This is a genomic window from Mycobacterium sp. NS-7484, assembly GCF_001953975.1.
Classification (GTDB): Bacteria; Actinomycetota; Actinomycetes; order Mycobacteriales; family Mycobacteriaceae; genus Mycobacterium.
Genome location: NZ_MBEJ01000005.1, coordinates 39,478 through 56,149, shown reverse-complemented (window position 1 = coordinate 56,149; position 16,672 = coordinate 39,478). Strand labels below are relative to the sequence as shown.

Genomic DNA, 16,672 nt, shown 5'->3' with positions numbered 1-16,672 from the left:
ACACGTGGGCCCGTGGTGGGCGGCGAACTGGACCGAGGTGCTCGGGTTCGGGACGGGCCTGTTGTGCGTGTGGTTGGCCGGCCGGCGCAACGTGTACAACTTCCCGGTCGGCATCGCGAACAACCTGGTCTTCCTGTGGCTGTTCACCACCACCGCGCTGTACGGGAACGCCGCGCTGCAGGTGGTCTACCTCGGTCTCGGGGTGATGGGCTGGTACGGCTGGGTGCGGGCGAAGGGCGCCGTCGACATCGGATTCGTCCGCGCCGCCACTGCCCGCGGGCTCGCGGTCGCGGTGTTCGCCGGTGGGCTCGGCACCGTGGTCGTGGCGCTGCTGCTCGGCCAGACCGACTCCACCACCGAGGTGGCCGACGCCGCCGTCACCTCCTTCAGCCTGGTCGCCCAGGTGCTGCTGAACCGGCGATGCTGGCAGACCTGGTGCGTCTGGATCGCGGTGGACATCGCCATGGTGGGGCTGGCGGCAAGCAAGGGCCTGTGGATCACCGGCGCCCTCTACCTGATCTTCATCGGACTGTGCGTCAACGGCCTGCGCATGTGGCGGCGTGACCTCGCCGCGGTGCCGGGCAGCGAACCGGTCGGACAACATGCCTGAGTTCGCCCACGGCCTGGTGCTGGGCAAGTTTTATCCCTTCCACGCCGGCCACGCGCTGCTGATCAGGACCGCGTTGTCCCGCTGCGATGCGGTCACCGTCGAGGTGCTCGGGTCCAGCGCAGAATCCATCTCGATGGACCGTCGGGTGGGCTGGATACGCGCCGAATTCCCTGGCGCACATGTGGTGTGCGGCCTCGACGACGCCCCGGTCGACTTCGATTCCGCACCGGCCTGGGACGCCCACATGACGGTGATCGAGGCTCTGTTGGATGCCGCCGTGGACGCCGTGTTCACCTCCGACGTCTACGGCGGCGAGCTGGCCCGACGCCTGAATGCCACCTGGCTGCAGGTCAACCCGGACCGTGCGCAGCTGCCGATCTCGGCATCCGCCATCCGCGCGGACCCGGATGCGCACTGGTCGGCGCTGCCGCCGCTGGTGCGCACCGACCTGATCCGGCGGGTGGTGGTGCTCGGCGCCGAGTCGACCGGGTCCACGACCCTGGCCGCCGATCTCGCCGCCGCGCTGGGCACCGACTGGGTGCCCGAGTATGGCCGCGAGTACACCGAGACCCGCGACGGCGGCCCGCACTCTCCTTGGCGCACACACGAATTCGATCTCATCACCGACCGGCAGATCGCGATGGAGCGCGCCGCGGCGACCACCGCGCCACGTTCGGTGCTCGTCTGCGACACCGACGCCCTGGCCACCACCCTGTGGCATGAGCGATACGTGGGGCATCGGGCGCAGCGGCTGGAACTCCGGGCCGCCGCACACCCGCCGTTGCTGTACCTGCTCACCGGCGACGAGATCCCGTTCGTGCAGGACGGCTGGCGCGACGGTGAACACCTGCGGCACGCCATGCAGGACCGGTTCCGCGAAACCCTTGCCGCCCAGCCCGTGCCCTGGATCGAAGTGCGGGGCACGCCGGCGCAGCGCACCGCCACCGCCCTCGACGCCGTCGGGCGGGAATTGGCCGCGACACCGCTGTGCAGCGCCCCCCTGCCGCAGCGCGGAACCGGCATCATCATCAGATGAGCGATCGCTGGCAGCACATCCCCGAGGCACCTACCCGCCCCGAGCCCGGCGACCGCATCGGTGACCTCACGGTCGATGACCTCTTCGCACCGCCGCCGCAGGCCCCGGTGAGCCTCGACGAAAAGGTGCGACAGGCCTACTTCTGGCTCGTCAACTCCGCAGTGGTGCTGCCCTATCACGACATCGAGTTCTCCACGGCCGACCCGGTCACCTTCTCGGTCGGTGATGCCGGTGCCGTCCTCACGCTGCCCACCGATCAGTCCTACGCCTCGGGTGTGCTCGTGCCGCTGCTGGCGTTCGCCGTCGGCGGTCGGTGCCTGCTGGTAGGTGGGCCGGGACGCGGCAAGACCACGGTGGCCACCGTGCTGGCGGTGATGGCCGGGTCGACGCCGGCGCAGGTGCGTCGCGACATCCAACAGGGGCAACCGCAGCTGAGCATCTCCGACCTGGTCGGCATGCCGCTGCCGAAGGATCTGCTCGGCGCCGAGCGGCTCGCCGACGTGCGGATCGCCTGGCGCGAGTGGTTGACCGCGCCGGTGAAGATCGTCGACGAGGTGAACCGCATCCCCACCAAGACCCAGTCGGCTCTGCTGACCATGGTCGCCGACGGCTATGTGGAGTCACACGACCAACTGCTCGCCACCGCACCGGCCGACGGCGTGGAGTCGTGGTTCTTCACTGCCAACGACGATGCGGGCGGGGGCACGTTCGCGCTCATCCAGGCGCTGCGAGATCGGATGGACGTCACCGTCACCGCGATGGGCTACAACCCGCGGTTCCTCGACGAGTTGATCGCCCGGGTGGAACGCGGCGAGCGGCCCGAGGAACACGTACCACCCGAGCTGGTCTTCGGCACCGCCGAGCGGGCCGCCGTCGCCGCCGGAATCCGGGCGGTGCCGGTTCCGCCGGAGGTGGTATCCGAATTATCGGCATTTGCAAGCCATTTCGAGTTCGCCCAGCACGGCGGGCGCACCTTCGAACACCGCACCAAGGACGTGATCACCACCGGCGGCGGCCGCGTGGGCGAGGTGATCGACCTGAACACCGGCGCCGACGTGCAGGCCGATCTGGGCGCCGAGACCGCGTCGGCGCCGTCACCCCGTGCGCTGCAGGCCCTCATCCTGTACGCCAAGGCGATGGCCTGGTTCCGCGGACGCCCGGCCGTCAGCTCCGACGACGTAGCTGCCGTGCTCCCATTTGCGTTGCGGGGCAAGGTGTCTCCGAATCTGCACCATCCAGCCTTCGACGGCGCCGACGGGGCCGAACTGCGCACCGACACCGGAGCCTGGCTTTCCACGCTGTGGGACCGGGCCCGCCGGGACCGGTTGGCCCGCGACGAGGACCCGGTTGGTGAGCTGCTGGCTCAACTACGGGCCGGGCTGACCGGGGTGAGCCGCGCCGAGGTGTCCGCACGGCTGACCGCGGTGGAGTCACGCATCGCCCAGATCGCCGGCACCGGAAAGCTTTACGGCTCCACCTACACCGACCTGCTGACGCTCAAGCATGTGCACCAGCGCTACCGCAACTACCTCACCTGGCTGGATGCCACCGGCGGTGGGCGGTGATCCCGCCCGGACCGCAGGGGCGTCTGGTCAACCTCGACCTGCCACCGCTGCCGTCATCTCCGCCCGCACAGCCGGCGCAGGTCGAGGCGAACGTCGCCGGTTGGGGCGGCTCGGTGCCACTGCTGCGCCGGTTCGCCCAACATGTCCCCGCGGCCCCGCCAGAGTGGCAATCGGTGCTGACCGCGCTCGCGGCCTGGCGGGCCGGCGTGGTCCGGCTGCGGGTGAGCGCGCTGGCCGGGGCTCGGGACCTGCTCGCGGCCCGGCCCGATGCCACCGGCCACGTCGGCGCCGTCCTCGCCGTGGCGCCCGAGTCCGTCGGCCCCACGCTGGCCGGATTGACCACCGATCCGTTCTGGTGGCCCGGCGCCGCCGGCCACGACGGGCACCCGCGCGGCCATCCGCAGCCGCGGATCGATGCCGTCGGCGGCTTCGTCGGTTTGGGTGGGCCGTTTTTGGTGCCGCCGGAGCACGTTGTGGGCACCGAGCGGCCCGACCGGTTCGTTGTGCGAGCGGGCCGCCGGCAGTGGCTGCTGTTGCTGGACGTGTGCGGCGCGGTGTTCGTGCCATCCCAATCGGGATGGGCCGTCGAACGCGAGCAGGGTGTGGTCCGCGCCGACGGCTCCTACCTGTTGGGCGTCGATGTCCCCGGCCTACGGATCTGGCCGTGACCGACGAACCGCTACCCGGATGGTCACAGGCCTGGGCCGACGCCCAGGAGCTGTGGGGCGTGCGGATGCATCCGCCGCATCCGCATGAGCTGGAAGGCACGTTCGCGGCGTTCACCTTCCCGTCGCAAGTGCTCATCGATGTCGCCGACCTGCGTCGTCAGGGACTGACCGGGCACCTCGTCAGCGTGTTCGCCCACGAGCTCGGCCACCACGTACTCGCCCCCGCGACCCGCGTGGAGGGGGCGCGGATCCAACTGCAGATGGCGAACGCGGTGTCGGTCGCCGCGCCCGACGGTGTCCCGATCGATCGGGTGGCCCGGGTCGGGGCGATGCTGGCGAATCTGTGGGAGGACATGCTCATCAACGTGCGGGTGGAACGAGCCCAGCGCCGCGCCGGGCTGACCCCGACGATCGCCGACACCTGGCGTGTGCTGCGCACCGACACGCCCGACCCCGTGATGGCGCGGGTCTTGCGGGCCTACGAGATGCTGTGGCTGTTGCCGGCCGGCACGCTCGCCGGCGGACCGGTGACGCCCGAACCGGTCGAGACCGACGCCGTCGTACTCGCGGACCTGGTGCGCACCTACGGGACCGACCCGCTCGGCGGGGCACTGCGGGCCGGGCTGGTGCTCGGAGGCGCGTTCACCAAAGACGTTTTTGGGACCGGGTGCGCGGGAGAGGTCGGAGGGACGCCGCTGACCGAGGTCGAGATGACCCGGGTGCTCGCCGATCCCCGATTGCAGGAACCGATCGGCGAGGCGATTCCGTTGTCCCGCGGCCACGGTGGGCAGGCGCATGACATCGCTGTCACCGAGGCCGTGCTCGGCGCCGGGGACCCGGCGGCCGTGCTGCGGGCCTGGTACACCAGCCGGGCCGCACCCTGGTGGCGCCCGCTACGGGTGCGCACCGACGAGGTTCTGCCCGAGCCCGATCTTCCTGGCCCGCTTGAAGTTTGGGAGGCCGGTGATGAGCTCGCCGACCTGGATCTGCCCGCGTCGCTGGCGGCCGGTCCGGTGTTGATTCCCGGCGTCACCACCCGCCGGCGCGCAATGCTGCCCGACGGCGCCGTCCGCGCCGAATCCGAAATCGACCTGGACCTGTATGTGGACTCCTCGGGGTCCATGCCGGCGCCGCAACTCGGGTCACCGGCGCTGTTGGCCGGGGTGATCCTGGTGGGGTCGGCGCTCGCCGGCGGCGGCCGCGTCCGGGTCACGTCCTTCGCTTCGGCCGGGCAGGTAGCCGGCTGCGACTGGACGCGGGACCGTCGCGTCGCGATCGATGCGGTGCTGCACTATTTCGGCGGTGGCACCACGTTTCCCCTCGATCTGTTGCAGCGCCGCTATACCCGGCCGCAGCGGCGCGGCATCCATCTGGTGGTGCTCTCCGACGACGGCATGACGAGCCTGTTCGGCGCCGGCCAGCCGGACTATGCCCATGTGGCCGCGGATGTGCGCCCGGCGCTGGACTCGGCCACTCTGGTTCTTCTCGGGGTCGGCCGCGGTGCCGCCGAGGCTGCCGCCGCGGGCTACGAGATTCGGCTCGTGCCGGACCTGGCCGCCGCGCCGGCGGCGTGCGGCGCTCTGGCGGCCGATCTTCTGGAGGGGGCGCGGGCATGAACCACGAGCAGATCCGGGACGAGGCGCTGAACCGGTGGATCCGCTCCGGGGGTGACGAACAGTCGCTCTGGGCCGACCCGCAGTTGCGACAGGGCCCGGCCCTGGCCGAGATCACCGCGCGAATCTCGGCGACGCCGGCGGAATTCCTCGACCCGGCCGTCGACATCCGGGCGTTGTTGGACCAGCTGGTCTGCCACCCGGGTGGCGGACCGCTGGTGCCGGGCCGCAACCGACCCACCGATGCGCCACGCCTGGACGACCTCGGCGACGACGTGCGTGCCGGTGCCGCCATCGCCGCGTGGCTGCTGGGCAGCCAGCTCACCCTGGGTCGCTACAGCGTGGATATCGGTGTGGCACACCGCTTCCTGTTGGTTTCAGACCTGGCGGCCGAGATGTTGGGGCTACGGGTGGCACCGGTCGCCCCGCCGCGCACCTGGTTCACCGACGACGAACGCCGCGAGGAGGCCGCGCGCTGGTTCCTGCTGCGCTTCGGGTTCGTGCCCGCCGGAGAGGACCGCGACGCTGCCCGCGCCGCCCTTGACATGCGCGACAGCCTGCGCCGAGACCGGGCCTTCGCCGCGGCCCGGGAAGCTTACGAGCACCGGGCCGCCGTCGTCTCGGCCATGCGCGCCAAGGCCGCCCGCGAAGCCGCCCAACGGTACGGGCACGAATGAGCACCCCGCAGGAACACCTCGAGATCGGCGAGTACCGCCCCGGCGCGGCCGCCGTCCTGTCCGACGCGCAGCGTTGGCCCACGCTGGATGCCGCCGGCGCGGCCCGGTTACGGGCGCTGCGCGAACATCCGGACGCACCGGTGTGGACGCACGCGACCGGGGACCGGCTCGATGCCGACGCGATCACCCGGGTGCTCGAACCACTACCCCACACCGGTTGGCTCGCCGGACATCTGCAGACCGCGCGCGGATTGCTCGCCTACCGAGGGCTCGGTCGGTTGGAGCGCCTCGAGGACTTCCCCACCACCAGCCGCGAGGACCTGATTCGCGACATCGGTGCCTACGTACCACTCGGCGCGGACCTGAGTCGGCTCGTGCACGGCACCAGCTCCGGCTCGACCGGCCACGCCCTGCTGATCCCCGACGATCTGGAGGACACGGCCCGCACCTTCCATCTGTTCCGCTCGCTGGCGGTATCCGACGGCGTCGTCTGGGATCCCGACCCGCGGCGGCTGGCCCTGGTGAATGTGGTGCATCAACAACAGGCGTTCAGCTATGCCGGCTCGATCAGCTCCTTCGGCCACGCCGGCATGGCCCGGCTGAACCTGCACCCGTCGGCGTGGGCGCGCGGCGAGGGGCAGCGGAATTCCTTTCTGCGAGCGCAGGATCCGCAGGTGATCACCGGTGATCCGAGTTCGTTGACCTCACTGCTGGGAATCGGCGGGCTGCATCCGCTGGCGCTGTTCTCCTCGGCCATGGGCTTGACGCCGGGAGCGCGGGCAGCGCTCGAGGCCGAGTTCAGGGTGCCGGTGTACGACGTCTACGGGCTGCACGAGACGCGCCCGATCGCCGTGCGCTGCGACGATGGCCCGCACCGCATCCTGGACCGGCGGGTGCATGTGGAGATCCTCGACGCGGCCGGCGTTCCCGTGCCTTCTGGGGCGCGCGGCGAGATCGTGGTGACTGCCGGCGAGAACCCTTTATTGCCGTTGGTGCGTTACCGCACCGGCGATTTCGGCCGGCTCGTGACCCTGCCCGACGGCGGCCTGGCGATCGCCGACCTCGAGGGCCGAGAAGAGGTCGTCTTCGCGACGGTCACCGGCGACCGGCTGCCCGCCGTCGACGTAACCCAACAGCTGCAGCGGCACGGCGCCATCGGCTGGACCGTGCACCAGGGCGCCGACGGCACGGTGACCGCCGCGGTGGTCGGCGGGGACAGCACGGCGATCGAGGCTGCCCTGGCGTCACTGTTCGGCGCTGCGGTGTCGATCCGTCGCGTCGCGTCGTTGGCCGATCTCGGTGAGGGTAAGCCGCGGCGTTATCGCCGTGATGTCAGCTGACCCGAGACGGTTTTTGCCACGGCTGCCATCCAGAAAGCGGGAGATGTTGACGGCATCCCAAGCTCGTATAACTCCGGCGACCTAACCTTGTCAGACCTTCTGGGCACCATGAATTCACGGCTTACTATATATAACATAGGAGTTATTCTCATGGCGTGGCGGGTTCTCTTCCTCGCTGGGCGGGCCCACTGTCGACAAGGTAGGTGGTTCGAAGTTTCACAATCCGAAGGAATTGCGACCGGCCGCGACGAGCATTCGCATCTTGTTCGTGTTCGACCCCAGCCGGCAGGCCATCCTGCTACTTGGCGGCGACAAAGCGGGCAATTGGAAAGTTTGGTACGACAAGAACATTCCTATCGCCGAACAACGGTATGAGAAATGGGTGGCAGGAGGTGAGTGACATGGCACGGAACTGGCGCGACGTTCGCGCCGACGCCATCGTTCGAGGTCACTTCGACCCCGAACATGCGAATGCAGCGCGTCGGAAGATGCTCGCGACCGTTCAGGCGCAGCGACTGGCCGACATCCGCAAGGAGCACGGACATGCCCGGCAAGCTGACGTCGCCGAGCTCATGGGCGTATCGCAGGCGCGGGTCTCAAAGCTTGAGAGTGGAGATCTGTCACGTACCGAGCTGGGGACTCTGCAGTCCTATGTTGCCGCACTCGGCGGACAATTGAGGGTGGTAGCCGATTTCGGTGAAAGCAGTGTCGAACTCACCGCGTGACTAATCCGCATACCCATTCTCGGTTCGGCCAGCTGCTCAACTCGCTAGGGTCGAGAAATGAGTGAATCAATGATGATTCGGCGTCTCGCATGGGCGGCAGTCGCCTTCTCGATGATCGGCGTTGGCGCGGCGTGCAACTCGGACAGTTCGGACAGCTCCACGACCTCGCAGCCGTCTGTCACGACGAGCTCCACCACGAATGCCACCGCACCGTTGACGGGTTTCCTCGAAACCCAAGATGGCGCAAAGGGATCCGTCACGTACAAGGCGGAGCTTCCGCAGCTGAAAGGCGGCGACGCCGTGGTGCGTGACGCGTTCAACGGCGCGATGCGTACCGCCCTCGACGACTATCTGAAACCCAACGAGGACAACCTGTCCGTCACCGTCGCGCCCGGCGTGCTGAACGAGGATGATCGCAGCGAGGTCGCCCACATCGGCACCGGAGCCGTGGCCGGCGTGTTGCTGCTCAACATCTTCGTCGACCATGCAGCGCATCCGTTCAACGTAGTGGCGACCACGGTGATCGACGCCCACACCGCCAAACCGATCATGATCACCGACCTGTTCACCGACCCGACCGCCGGGCTGACCGCCCTGGTCGACGGCATCAAGTCCGAGATCGCCGATGACGAGAAGCTGGCCGGCCAACCCGCACCCGAGCCGGTCGCCGATCAGCTCGCCAGCTGGGTGCCCGATGACGACGGCCTGGTCGTGTACCTGCCGGTCGCCCACGTGCTCGGCGACTACTACCCCGTCACCGTCGACTGGGACGCGTTGTCCGGGGTGCTGGCGCCGGGCATGCGGGAACGGTTGACGAAGTAGGCGACACCTGTTGGCCTACGCGACACAACGTTCGTCACAGGGCTTCTGGCACAAACCGTAAAGCCATCCAAAATCACCGTTGGCGCCTTTGCTCGATACGAATCTGAGCCAGTCTGTTGCCGCGCTGAGAACGTTGTTCTCAAACTTATTCCCCGAATTCAGCGCCCACGTCGGGCAAGATACCGCCGCAGATACCGCGCTCGCGCGCCGCAGTGTGCGAGTGCTTTGTTCCCATTCCAAAAATGCACGGGCCAACAGTTCCACTTCTGCCCAAAAGCCGTTGTTAGTCGGGGCGCCGATGGCGACCACCGCCGGTCGAGGACATGCCGCTGGACGTTCGCCCAAACTGATTTGTTGCACTTCGCGCGACACCCACGACGTACCTGACGACTCGAAGAATCAGCTCTGCCACACGTGCCTCGTCAGCAACATTAGCAACGCTTGCATCATCGTCCATTAACATCGTTGCCGACCGTTGCCAGATTGACGGTCCGACGTTATATTCCCTCTTTGAAGGGGATAGTCATGAAGCTGAAACTAGCTGCTAGCGTTGCAATGGCCATCGTTGTAGGGACCGTCTGCACTCCTCTAGCAAACGCCGACGTACAACCCGGCTGCCAAAATGATCGTTGGGGATTTCTCGGCACTCAAACGCGCAGCATCTGCGATGGGCCGAAGCAGCCAGACGGAAGCTGGGTGCGATTCCGCATGGTCTGGATACCTGCGCACCAGGTGCCTATCAGTACAAGCTGCGGCACGTACAGTTGCTCCACCAGCGGTGGCTACTGGCAGGACGAGCAGGTGTTCGAGAAGGTTAAATACCCGGTTACGCCGGACACGGTAGTGCCGGGCGAACCCCAATGGCTGCCGCCCACCTACACCGACGCGGGTGGGTTTACCCCAGTGAACTTCAATTAGCCGCCGTATCCCCTGTTGAATTTTGCAATGCTATCCGCTCGCCACATTCGATTTGAGCAGCGGTTGACAGCGGCGGCGGTCAGCTGACACTTACCGCACGCAGGACTTCGGCTCGCTACCCGGATAGCGCCAGATCGACGTTCATCGACGCGAAGTATTGGATACGAAACCGGCTGCAGCGTAGCATTTTTCGGAACCTTCACGCGGCGCATCCGTTCAACACTGTCTCGCCACGGTGACCGACGCCCACACCGCGGCGCCGATCATGATCACCGACCAGATCGCCGGTCTGGTGTTCTACCTCCCGATCACCCACATGCTCGGCGACTACTACCCCGTCGCCGTGGACCGGGACGCCTTTCCCCTCGGCGGTGACCCGCTCACCGCACTGTCGGTGCCACTCATCGGGCAGTTCGGGCTGCCGGTTTTCACCTCCTCAGCGCTGCGGGTGATCTTCATCGCGTGGAGTACTGGCCGCAAGGACAGGAGAATTCGTTTGAGGTTAGCGTGGCGTGCTCGGCGACTGGACACCTGTGTCGATCAATTTGCGTGATTGCTTCACGCGGGCCGGTCGCCGATCTCCAGGCCGGCCAGCGGCGAAGTCCCGTCGAAGATGGTCTTGCCCCACTCACGCACAGTGCAGCGCAGCGTTCCGGCCAGGAACTCGTAGTCGCTGTCGATGTTGCGGCGTTCGGCGGGAAGCGGCACGGGCAACACGTGTGGGGACCCACCGTTGCCTTGGCCGTCGAGCTCGACCACGAATTGTGGTGTGCGGGCGGTGATCTGCCAATGCCAGCTGTCCCGGTCGAATTGGTAGTTCACCAGCGCGGGAGGGGTGAGGCGCAGCACGCGTGAGCCGAGCCGAACCACCACGCCGGTGGCCTCCTGCCCCACCGGACCCATTTCGAGTAAGCCGCCCGAAAAGGCCACGCAGACATCGTCGGTGCCGAAGTCGTGAGCTTCACCCCACCACCAGCGCTGCGGGAAGCCGGCTCCCCAATTGCGTTCGCAGTACAGTCGCGCGTCGTCGAACTGCCAGTCGATACCTGCGCCTTTCACCGTCCCGGAGGCGCGCCCGCCCAGGCAATACGGCTGCCAGTACTGGTTGAGGAACGGAACCGAGGAGAACAGGCCACCTCCGCCAAAGACCTTCGGCCATGGCTGGGTGTTGTCCACGGCGAGGTCGACAGTCATGTCGTCGATGGTCAACCGCAACCCCGACCGGTTGGCGTCCAGAACGTTGCCGCCGCTCTCGGCGCGGACCACGAAATCGCGCCGATCGGCTTCGACCCCGTCGATCGCGGCAGCACGAACCATTCCGCCCGGCTCCAGAGCGATCGCCGACGTCGACCAGTCCCCGTCGGGATGCTGGTTGCTACTACACAAGGCCACCACCACCCGGCCCGAGGCCGCATCGGTCAGTCGCCAGAACCAGCCCTCCATCTCGGTGCCATGGGACGGCAACGGATCCCCCAGCGGCACGTCAGCGCCCGTCCGGCGATACAGCGCCACGAGTTCCCGGGCCGGCCAGGTGAGGACATCAACAGCATCCATGCTGCCCTGGTACCCAGATTCGGCAGCAGATGCACGTCGAAAATGGTTGGTTTCGATCGCGTCCGGCACGGGGTACAGGGCAGGCAGCGCGGCACCACGGCGGGCCGCAGAGCGAGAAAGGACGGCCCGGTGATTCCGTTTATCTGCCCGAGTTGCGGTGAGTTCGACATCGAGTCCCCCGAGTGCACGTCATGCGCACACAGTGAGCCCGAGGTGCAGGACGCCGCCGCCTGAGCGGCGGCATTCCAGATGTCCGAAGCCCAATAGAGAATGGCCCCCGGAGATTCCTCCGAGGGCCATTCTCGCTGGTAGCGGGGACAGGATTCGAACCTGCGACCTCTGGGTTATGAGCCCAGCGAGCTACCGAGCTGCTCCACCCCGCGTTGCGAATACAAGGTTACCGGGGTCTTACGCAGAGCTCCAAATCGTCTGCTCAGCGCCGGTTTTTGGTCGAATCCGGCCCGAGAACCACCGCAGAATCAGTCCGCATAACGCACGACTTGACCGCAGCGGAACACCCCGGCCGGGTCATGCCGCTGCGCCAGCGCCGCTAGCCAGTGCCGGGTCTCCTCGTCGTAGACCCGCCCGGCCCGTCCGGCGTCCTCCGACGGCGCGAAATTGGCAAGCTGGCCGCCACTGGACCAGCGGGACAGCGCCACCATGAGCGCACCGGCCTGCGGCACCACCACATCGGCCACCGGTGGCACCAGCGCCCCGATCGTGGTCACGGCGAAGGCGGCGTCGCGATGGCAGAACGCGCTGCGATGACGACCCTCGCGCGCCAGGGCGCCGCCCAACATGCGTAGTTCGACGATCGTCTGCACCGAGCCGGAGTCGGGTCCGGCTGCGCTCAACAGCACCTCGACGGTTTCCGCGGTCAATTCCCGTAGCAGCGTGTGGTGTTCGTAGACGGGCATCGGGTCGACGGGGTCGGCATGCACGGCTCCGATTGCGGCATAAGGCAATACCGTGACGGTGTCGAGTGCCGGAGTGGCCACACCGCGCATCGGCGCCAATAGCCGCTCGGCCTCCGCGAAGTCACCGAGCGCGGCATAACGCACCGCGACCGTGAACCGGCCGGCCAACGGTTCGGGAACACCCGGCATTGCTGGGAGTTGTTGCAGCGCGATCGAGGTCGAGACGGACTCGGGCAGATCCGCACACCAGTGCGCCCATTCCCGCAGGACCACTGCCGCGTCGACACCGTCGAAAATCACCGTGCCACCGTAGAACTCAGGAATCGGCAACAGCTCGATCTCGACAACGGTGACGATGCCCAACGTCGACTTGCCGCCGCGCAGACCCCAAAAGAGCTCGGCGTTCTCCTCCGGGCTGGCGCGCAGCAGCTCCCCGGTGCCGGTGACCAACTCGAACGACCGCACATAGTCCGCGGACAGGCCCACCGAGCGCACCAGCGGTCCGATCCCGCCGCCGGTGAGATACCCGACCACGCCGACCCCTGGCGCCGAGCCACCCAGCCCAGCCAGACCGTGCGGCGCGGCGGCGTCGAGGACGTGCTGCCAGGTGGCCCCGGCGGCCACCCGCGCAGTCCGGGCCACCGGATCGACGGTGACAGTGTTCATCTCGGCCGTCACCACCAGGATGGTGTCGGGTTCGACGGCCAGGGCACCGTGTCCGGTCGCCTGCACAGCCACCCGAAGCCCGCGAGCCGCGGCGAACCGCACGGTGTTGGCGATGTCATAGGCCGTCGCCGCCAACACCACCGCCGCGGGCTCCACCCTGGCCGCCACATTCCACGGGGTGGCTCGCTCATAGCCGGCTTCCCCCGGTAATGCGACGGGGGCGGCGACGTGGGCGCGTAGGCCCTCCAGTGCGTCGTCGAGCCCGCCGTGCGGAAGATCGGTCAGGGTCATCGAGGTCCTCTCAAAAATGCTGCTGCGCAGCCGATGCAATGTCGGCGCACAGCATGCCCGGGACCTCTTGGCGTTGACTTGGTGTCCAGGTCAACTCACGGCGAGCAGACGCAGATGTACCCGACACGCCGGGCGGTGCGGGACATCTGCGTCTGCTCGCGGGAAGACGTTACTTCGCGGAGTCGTACTTGTTCATCGCATCGTTGAGCTTCTCCAACGCATCACCGTACTTGCCGAAGTCACCGCTGCGCTGAGCATCGCGCGCCGCCGACATCGCCGACTCGATCTCCTTGAGCGCGGCGGACTTGGCCGGCGACAACTGCACCGGCTCGCCCGGTGGCACCGCCGCCGGCGGGGCAACCACCTGCGGCGCCTGTCCGTCGGCATTGGCCGGCGGCGGGGCGGCCGCGGGCGCTTCCGGTGTACCGGCCGCTGCCTGCGGCTTGTTGTCGGTGGGCGCCACATTGGTTGCGGTGGCACCGGCACCCGGGCCGAAGATCTCCGTCAGCGCGTCACTGACGGTCGGGGCGTAACCGACCTTGTCGCCGTAGAGCATCGCCACCCGAATCAGGCGGGGATAGGACGACGCGGCGTCGCTGCTGCCCGGTGAGGCGTAAACCGGTGCCACATAGAGCAATCCACCGTCGGCCACCGGCAGGGTCAACAGGTTGCCCCAGCGGATGCGGTTCTGGTTGTCGCGTCCGATCACACCGAGATCCTGGGAGACCGCGGTGTCGGTACTGATCGCGTTGAACGCCAACTTGGGACCGTTGACCTGGCCTGGGATGGTCAACACGGTGATCTTGCCGTAGTTGTCCGGATCGGAGCTGGCACTGATGTAGGCCGCCAGGAAGTCACGTCGGATCCAGTTCATCGCACTGGTCAACTGGAACGACGACGAGCCGTTGTTGTGGGCGATGTCGCGCGCCACGATGTAGTACGGCGGTTGGAAACTGCTCGCCGTCGGGTTGGGATCCAGTGGTACATCCCAGAAGTCGGCGTTGGTGAAGAACTTCACCGGGTCGTCCACGTGGTACTTGGCCAAAAGCGCGCGCTGCACCTTGAACAGGTCCTCCGGGTAGCGCAGGTGGTTCTGCAGCTCCGGGGAGATGTCCGACTTCGGTTTGACCGTGCCCGGGAAGACGTTCATCCAGGCCTTGAGCACCGGGTCCTGCTCGTCCTGCGCGTACAGCGTGACGGTGCCGTCGTAGGCGTCGACGGTGGCCTTCACCGAGTTACGGATGTAGGACACCTGCTTGTCGGGCGCCAGGCGGTTGAGCGCCACCTCGTTGGAGTCGGCGGTCGCACTCGACAGCGTCGTCAACTCCGAGTACGGGTAGTTGTCCAGCGTGGTGTAGCCGTCGACGATCCAGACCATGCGCTTGTTGACGATGGCCGGGTAGACGCTGGTGTCCGTGGTCAGCCACGGTGCCACGGCCTCGACGCGCTGCGCCGGGTCACGGTTGAACAGGATCTTGCTGTTTTCACCGATCACATTGGACAGCAAGAAGTTCCGCTCGGCGTACTTGGCCGCGAACACCGACCGGGTCAGCCAGTTGCCGATCGGGACGCCGCCGGCACCGGTGTAGGTGTAGTTCTTGGTCTCGGTGTTGTTCTCGTAGTCGTACTCGCGGTCGACGTCACCGTTCTTGCCGACGATGGCGTAGTCGGCGGACGTATCGGCGATCACCGGACCGAAGTACACCCGCGGCTGATCCAGCGGCGCCGGTCCGGGCGAGATGATGCTGCCGTTGGCCCCGACCACACTGGCCAGGAACTCCGGGTAACCGCCGTTCTGGTTGGGATCGTTGGCGATTCCGCGCACGGTGTTGGCCGGCGAGGCGATGAAGCCGTTACCGTGGGTGTAGACGGTGTGCCGGTTGATCCAGTCCCGCTGGTTGTCGATCAAGCGGTCCGGGTTCAGCTCGCGCGCGGCCACCACGTAATCGCGCAGGTTGCCGTCCGGGCCGATGTAGCGGTCCATCGACAACTGATCCGGGAAGTAGTAGAAGTTCTTGCCCTGCTGGAACTGGGTGAAGGCCGGGCTGACGATCGTCGGGTCCAGCAACCGGATGTTCGACGTGGTCGCCCGGTCGGCCGCGACCTGTGCGGCGGTGGTCTGCGCGTTGCTCTCGTAATTGCGATAGGTAACCGTGTCATCGGTGAGGCCGTACGCCTGCCGGGTGGCGGCGATGCTGCGGCTGATGTACTCGGCTTCTTTCTGCGCCGCGTTGGGCTTGACGCTGAACTGCTCGACGATCAGCGGCCACCCCGCGCCCACCACCAGCGAGCTCAGCAGCAACAGCACCACGCCGATGGCCGGTATCCGCAAGTCCCGCAACACGATCGCCGAGAACACCGCCACCGCACAGATCACCGCGATGGCCAACAGGATCAGCTTCGCCGGCAGCACGGCATTGATGTCGGTGTAGCCCGCGCCGGTGAACGGTTTGGCCGCCCGGGTATTGCTCAGCAGTTCGTAGCGGTCCAGCCAGTAGGCCAACGCCTTGAGCAGGATCAGGATGCCGACCAGGCTGATCAGCTGGATGCGCGCGGCACGGCTCAGCGCACCGCTGCGCCCGGTCAGCCGGATTCCGCCGAACACGTAGTGCCCCAGCAGGTTCGCGACAAACGCCAGGAACGTCGCAACGAACAGGTAGGTCAGCACCAGCCGGTAGAACGGCAGATCGAACGCGTAGAAGCCCAGGTCGCGGCCGAACTGCGGATCGGTGATCCCGAAGTCTCCGCCGTGCAGGAACAACTGCACCCGCACCCAGTAACTCTGCGCGATGACGCCGGCCAACAGACCGATGAACACCGGCACGCCGATACCGAACAGCCGCAGCCGGGCCAACACCGTGGTGCGGTAGCGCGCCACCGGGTCGTTGGGCCCGGCGGCCGGGACGAACACCGGACGGCTGCGGTACGCCAGCGCCAACGCCGCGAACACCACGGCCCCGATGAGCAGCCCCACCACCAGGAACACGATCACGCGGGTGGCCAGCACGGTGGTGAACACCGAGCGATACCCGAGCTCGCCGAACCACAACCAGTCGACATAGCCGTCGACGACGCGTGGCCCGATCAGCAATGCCAGCACCACCACCAGTGCCAGTGCGATCAGCACCCGGCTACGTCGCGTCAGCTTCGGCATCCTCGCCGCGGGCCGCATCCCCACTCGTGAACTCCTGTTTCAGCCTCGGTCGACTCGTGACATGCCCGGTGGGGCCGCCCGATTTCCTACAACTCTAGCCATTCACAGGTTGGGCA

14 protein-coding genes, 1 tRNA gene and 1 pseudogene are annotated in these 16,672 nt (G+C 67.4%); 12 read left to right on the top strand and 4 right to left on the bottom strand.

The features are described from left to right. The first annotated feature begins 4 nt into the window (after positions 1-4). The 12 genes and pseudogenes from pnuC (at position 5) to A5733_RS00625 (ending at position 10,527) form a co-directional block, all read left to right on the top strand. Positions 5-610, top strand: coding sequence for a nicotinamide riboside transporter PnuC (gene pnuC / locus A5733_RS00680; protein ID WP_076238682.1), 606 nt, complete (start codon positions 5-7; stop codon positions 608-610). Further along, the gene (locus tag A5733_RS00675; protein WP_076238710.1) at positions 603-1,646 is read left to right on the top strand and encodes an AAA family ATPase; all 1,044 of its coding nucleotides are present in this window, start codon (positions 603-605) and stop codon (positions 1,644-1,646) included. The genes pnuC and A5733_RS00675 overlap by 8 nt, the downstream gene beginning before the upstream one ends. Next, on the top strand, positions 1,643-3,211 hold the full coding sequence (locus A5733_RS00670; RefSeq protein WP_076238681.1) for a MoxR family ATPase: 1,569 nt from the start codon (positions 1,643-1,645) through the stop codon (positions 3,209-3,211). Before A5733_RS00675 ends, A5733_RS00670 begins: the two co-directional genes overlap by 4 nt. Continuing rightward, positions 3,208-3,879: a hypothetical protein gene (locus tag A5733_RS00665; protein ID WP_076238680.1), complete on the top strand. Its 672-nt coding sequence runs from the start codon at positions 3,208-3,210 to the stop codon at positions 3,877-3,879. Before A5733_RS00670 ends, A5733_RS00665 begins: the two co-directional genes overlap by 4 nt. After that, complete coding sequence (locus tag A5733_RS00660; protein ID WP_076238679.1) at positions 3,876-5,495, top strand: hypothetical protein; 1,620 nt, start codon at positions 3,876-3,878, stop codon at positions 5,493-5,495. Before A5733_RS00665 ends, A5733_RS00660 begins: the two co-directional genes overlap by 4 nt. Next, on the top strand, positions 5,492-6,169 hold the full coding sequence (locus tag A5733_RS00655) for a hypothetical protein (protein WP_076238678.1): 678 nt from the start codon (positions 5,492-5,494) through the stop codon (positions 6,167-6,169). The genes A5733_RS00660 and A5733_RS00655 overlap by 4 nt, the downstream gene beginning before the upstream one ends. Next, positions 6,166-7,509: an AMP-binding protein gene (locus A5733_RS00650; RefSeq protein ID WP_076238677.1), complete on the top strand. Its 1,344-nt coding sequence runs from the start codon at positions 6,166-6,168 to the stop codon at positions 7,507-7,509. Before A5733_RS00655 ends, A5733_RS00650 begins: the two co-directional genes overlap by 4 nt. 172 nt (positions 7,510-7,681) lie before the next feature. Continuing rightward, positions 7,682-7,909 (top strand): annotated as a pseudogene (locus A5733_RS00645) (type II toxin-antitoxin system RelE/ParE family toxin); the annotation flags it as partial. Between the two features lies 1 nt (position 7,910). After that, a complete protein-coding gene (locus A5733_RS00640) occupies positions 7,911-8,234 on the top strand; it encodes an XRE family transcriptional regulator (RefSeq protein WP_076238675.1) in 324 nt (107 codons plus the stop codon). A 57-nt stretch (positions 8,235-8,291) separates the two neighbouring features. Next, positions 8,292-9,056, top strand: coding sequence for a DUF3298 domain-containing protein (locus A5733_RS00635; protein ID WP_076238674.1), 765 nt, complete (start codon positions 8,292-8,294; stop codon positions 9,054-9,056). A 525-nt stretch (positions 9,057-9,581) separates the two neighbouring features. Then, positions 9,582-9,974, top strand: coding sequence for a hypothetical protein (locus A5733_RS00630; RefSeq protein WP_076238709.1), 393 nt, complete (start codon positions 9,582-9,584; stop codon positions 9,972-9,974). Between the two features lie 235 nt (positions 9,975-10,209). After that, positions 10,210-10,527 carry a hypothetical protein gene (locus A5733_RS00625; protein ID WP_076238673.1) on the top strand — a complete coding sequence of 106 codons (318 nt, stop codon included), beginning with the start codon at positions 10,210-10,212 and terminating at the stop codon, positions 10,525-10,527. Between the two features lie 5 nt (positions 10,528-10,532). On the opposite strand, the gene A5733_RS00620 is transcribed toward A5733_RS00625, so the two are convergent. The 4 genes from A5733_RS00620 to A5733_RS00600 all read right to left on the bottom strand — a co-directional run bounded on the left by A5733_RS00620 (position 10,533) and on the right by A5733_RS00600 (position 16,580). Continuing rightward, complete coding sequence (locus A5733_RS00620) at positions 10,533-11,528, bottom strand: tocopherol cyclase family protein (protein WP_076238672.1); 996 nt, start codon at positions 11,526-11,528, stop codon at positions 10,533-10,535. 306 nt (positions 11,529-11,834) lie between these two features. Next, positions 11,835-11,911, bottom strand: a tRNA-Met gene (locus A5733_RS00610). A 96-nt stretch (positions 11,912-12,007) separates the two neighbouring features. Then, positions 12,008-13,402: an FAD-binding oxidoreductase gene (locus A5733_RS00605; RefSeq protein WP_076238670.1), complete on the bottom strand. Its 1,395-nt coding sequence runs from the start codon at positions 13,400-13,402 to the stop codon at positions 12,008-12,010. 169 nt (positions 13,403-13,571) lie between these two features. Then, on the bottom strand, positions 13,572-16,580 hold the full coding sequence (locus tag A5733_RS00600; RefSeq protein ID WP_076238669.1) for a UPF0182 family protein: 3,009 nt from the start codon (positions 16,578-16,580) through the stop codon (positions 13,572-13,574). Between the last annotated feature and the right edge of the window lie 92 nt (positions 16,581-16,672).

Excerpts from the sequence above, each read along its gene's own strand:
- A5733_RS00675 (WP_076238710.1), top strand. The coding sequence starts at position 603 with ATGCCTGAGTTCGCCCACGGCCTGGTGCTGGGCAAGTTTTATCCCTTC.
- A5733_RS00670 (WP_076238681.1), top strand. The coding sequence starts at position 1,643 with ATGAGCGATCGCTGGCAGCACATCCCCGAGGCACCTACCCGCCCCGAG.
- A5733_RS00655 (WP_076238678.1), top strand. The coding sequence starts at position 5,492 with ATGAACCACGAGCAGATCCGGGACGAGGCGCTGAACCGGTGGATCCGC.
- A5733_RS00650 (WP_076238677.1), top strand. The coding sequence starts at position 6,166 with ATGAGCACCCCGCAGGAACACCTCGAGATCGGCGAGTACCGCCCCGGC.
- A5733_RS00640 (WP_076238675.1), top strand. The coding sequence starts at position 7,911 with ATGGCACGGAACTGGCGCGACGTTCGCGCCGACGCCATCGTTCGAGGT.
- A5733_RS00635 (WP_076238674.1), top strand. The coding sequence starts at position 8,292 with ATGAGTGAATCAATGATGATTCGGCGTCTCGCATGGGCGGCAGTCGCC.
- A5733_RS00630 (WP_076238709.1), top strand. The coding sequence starts at position 9,582 with ATGAAGCTGAAACTAGCTGCTAGCGTTGCAATGGCCATCGTTGTAGGG.
- A5733_RS00620 (WP_076238672.1), bottom strand. The coding sequence starts at position 11,528 with ATGGATGCTGTTGATGTCCTCACCTGGCCGGCCCGGGAACTCGTGGCG.
- A5733_RS00605 (WP_076238670.1), bottom strand. The coding sequence starts at position 13,402 with ATGACCCTGACCGATCTTCCGCACGGCGGGCTCGACGACGCACTGGAG.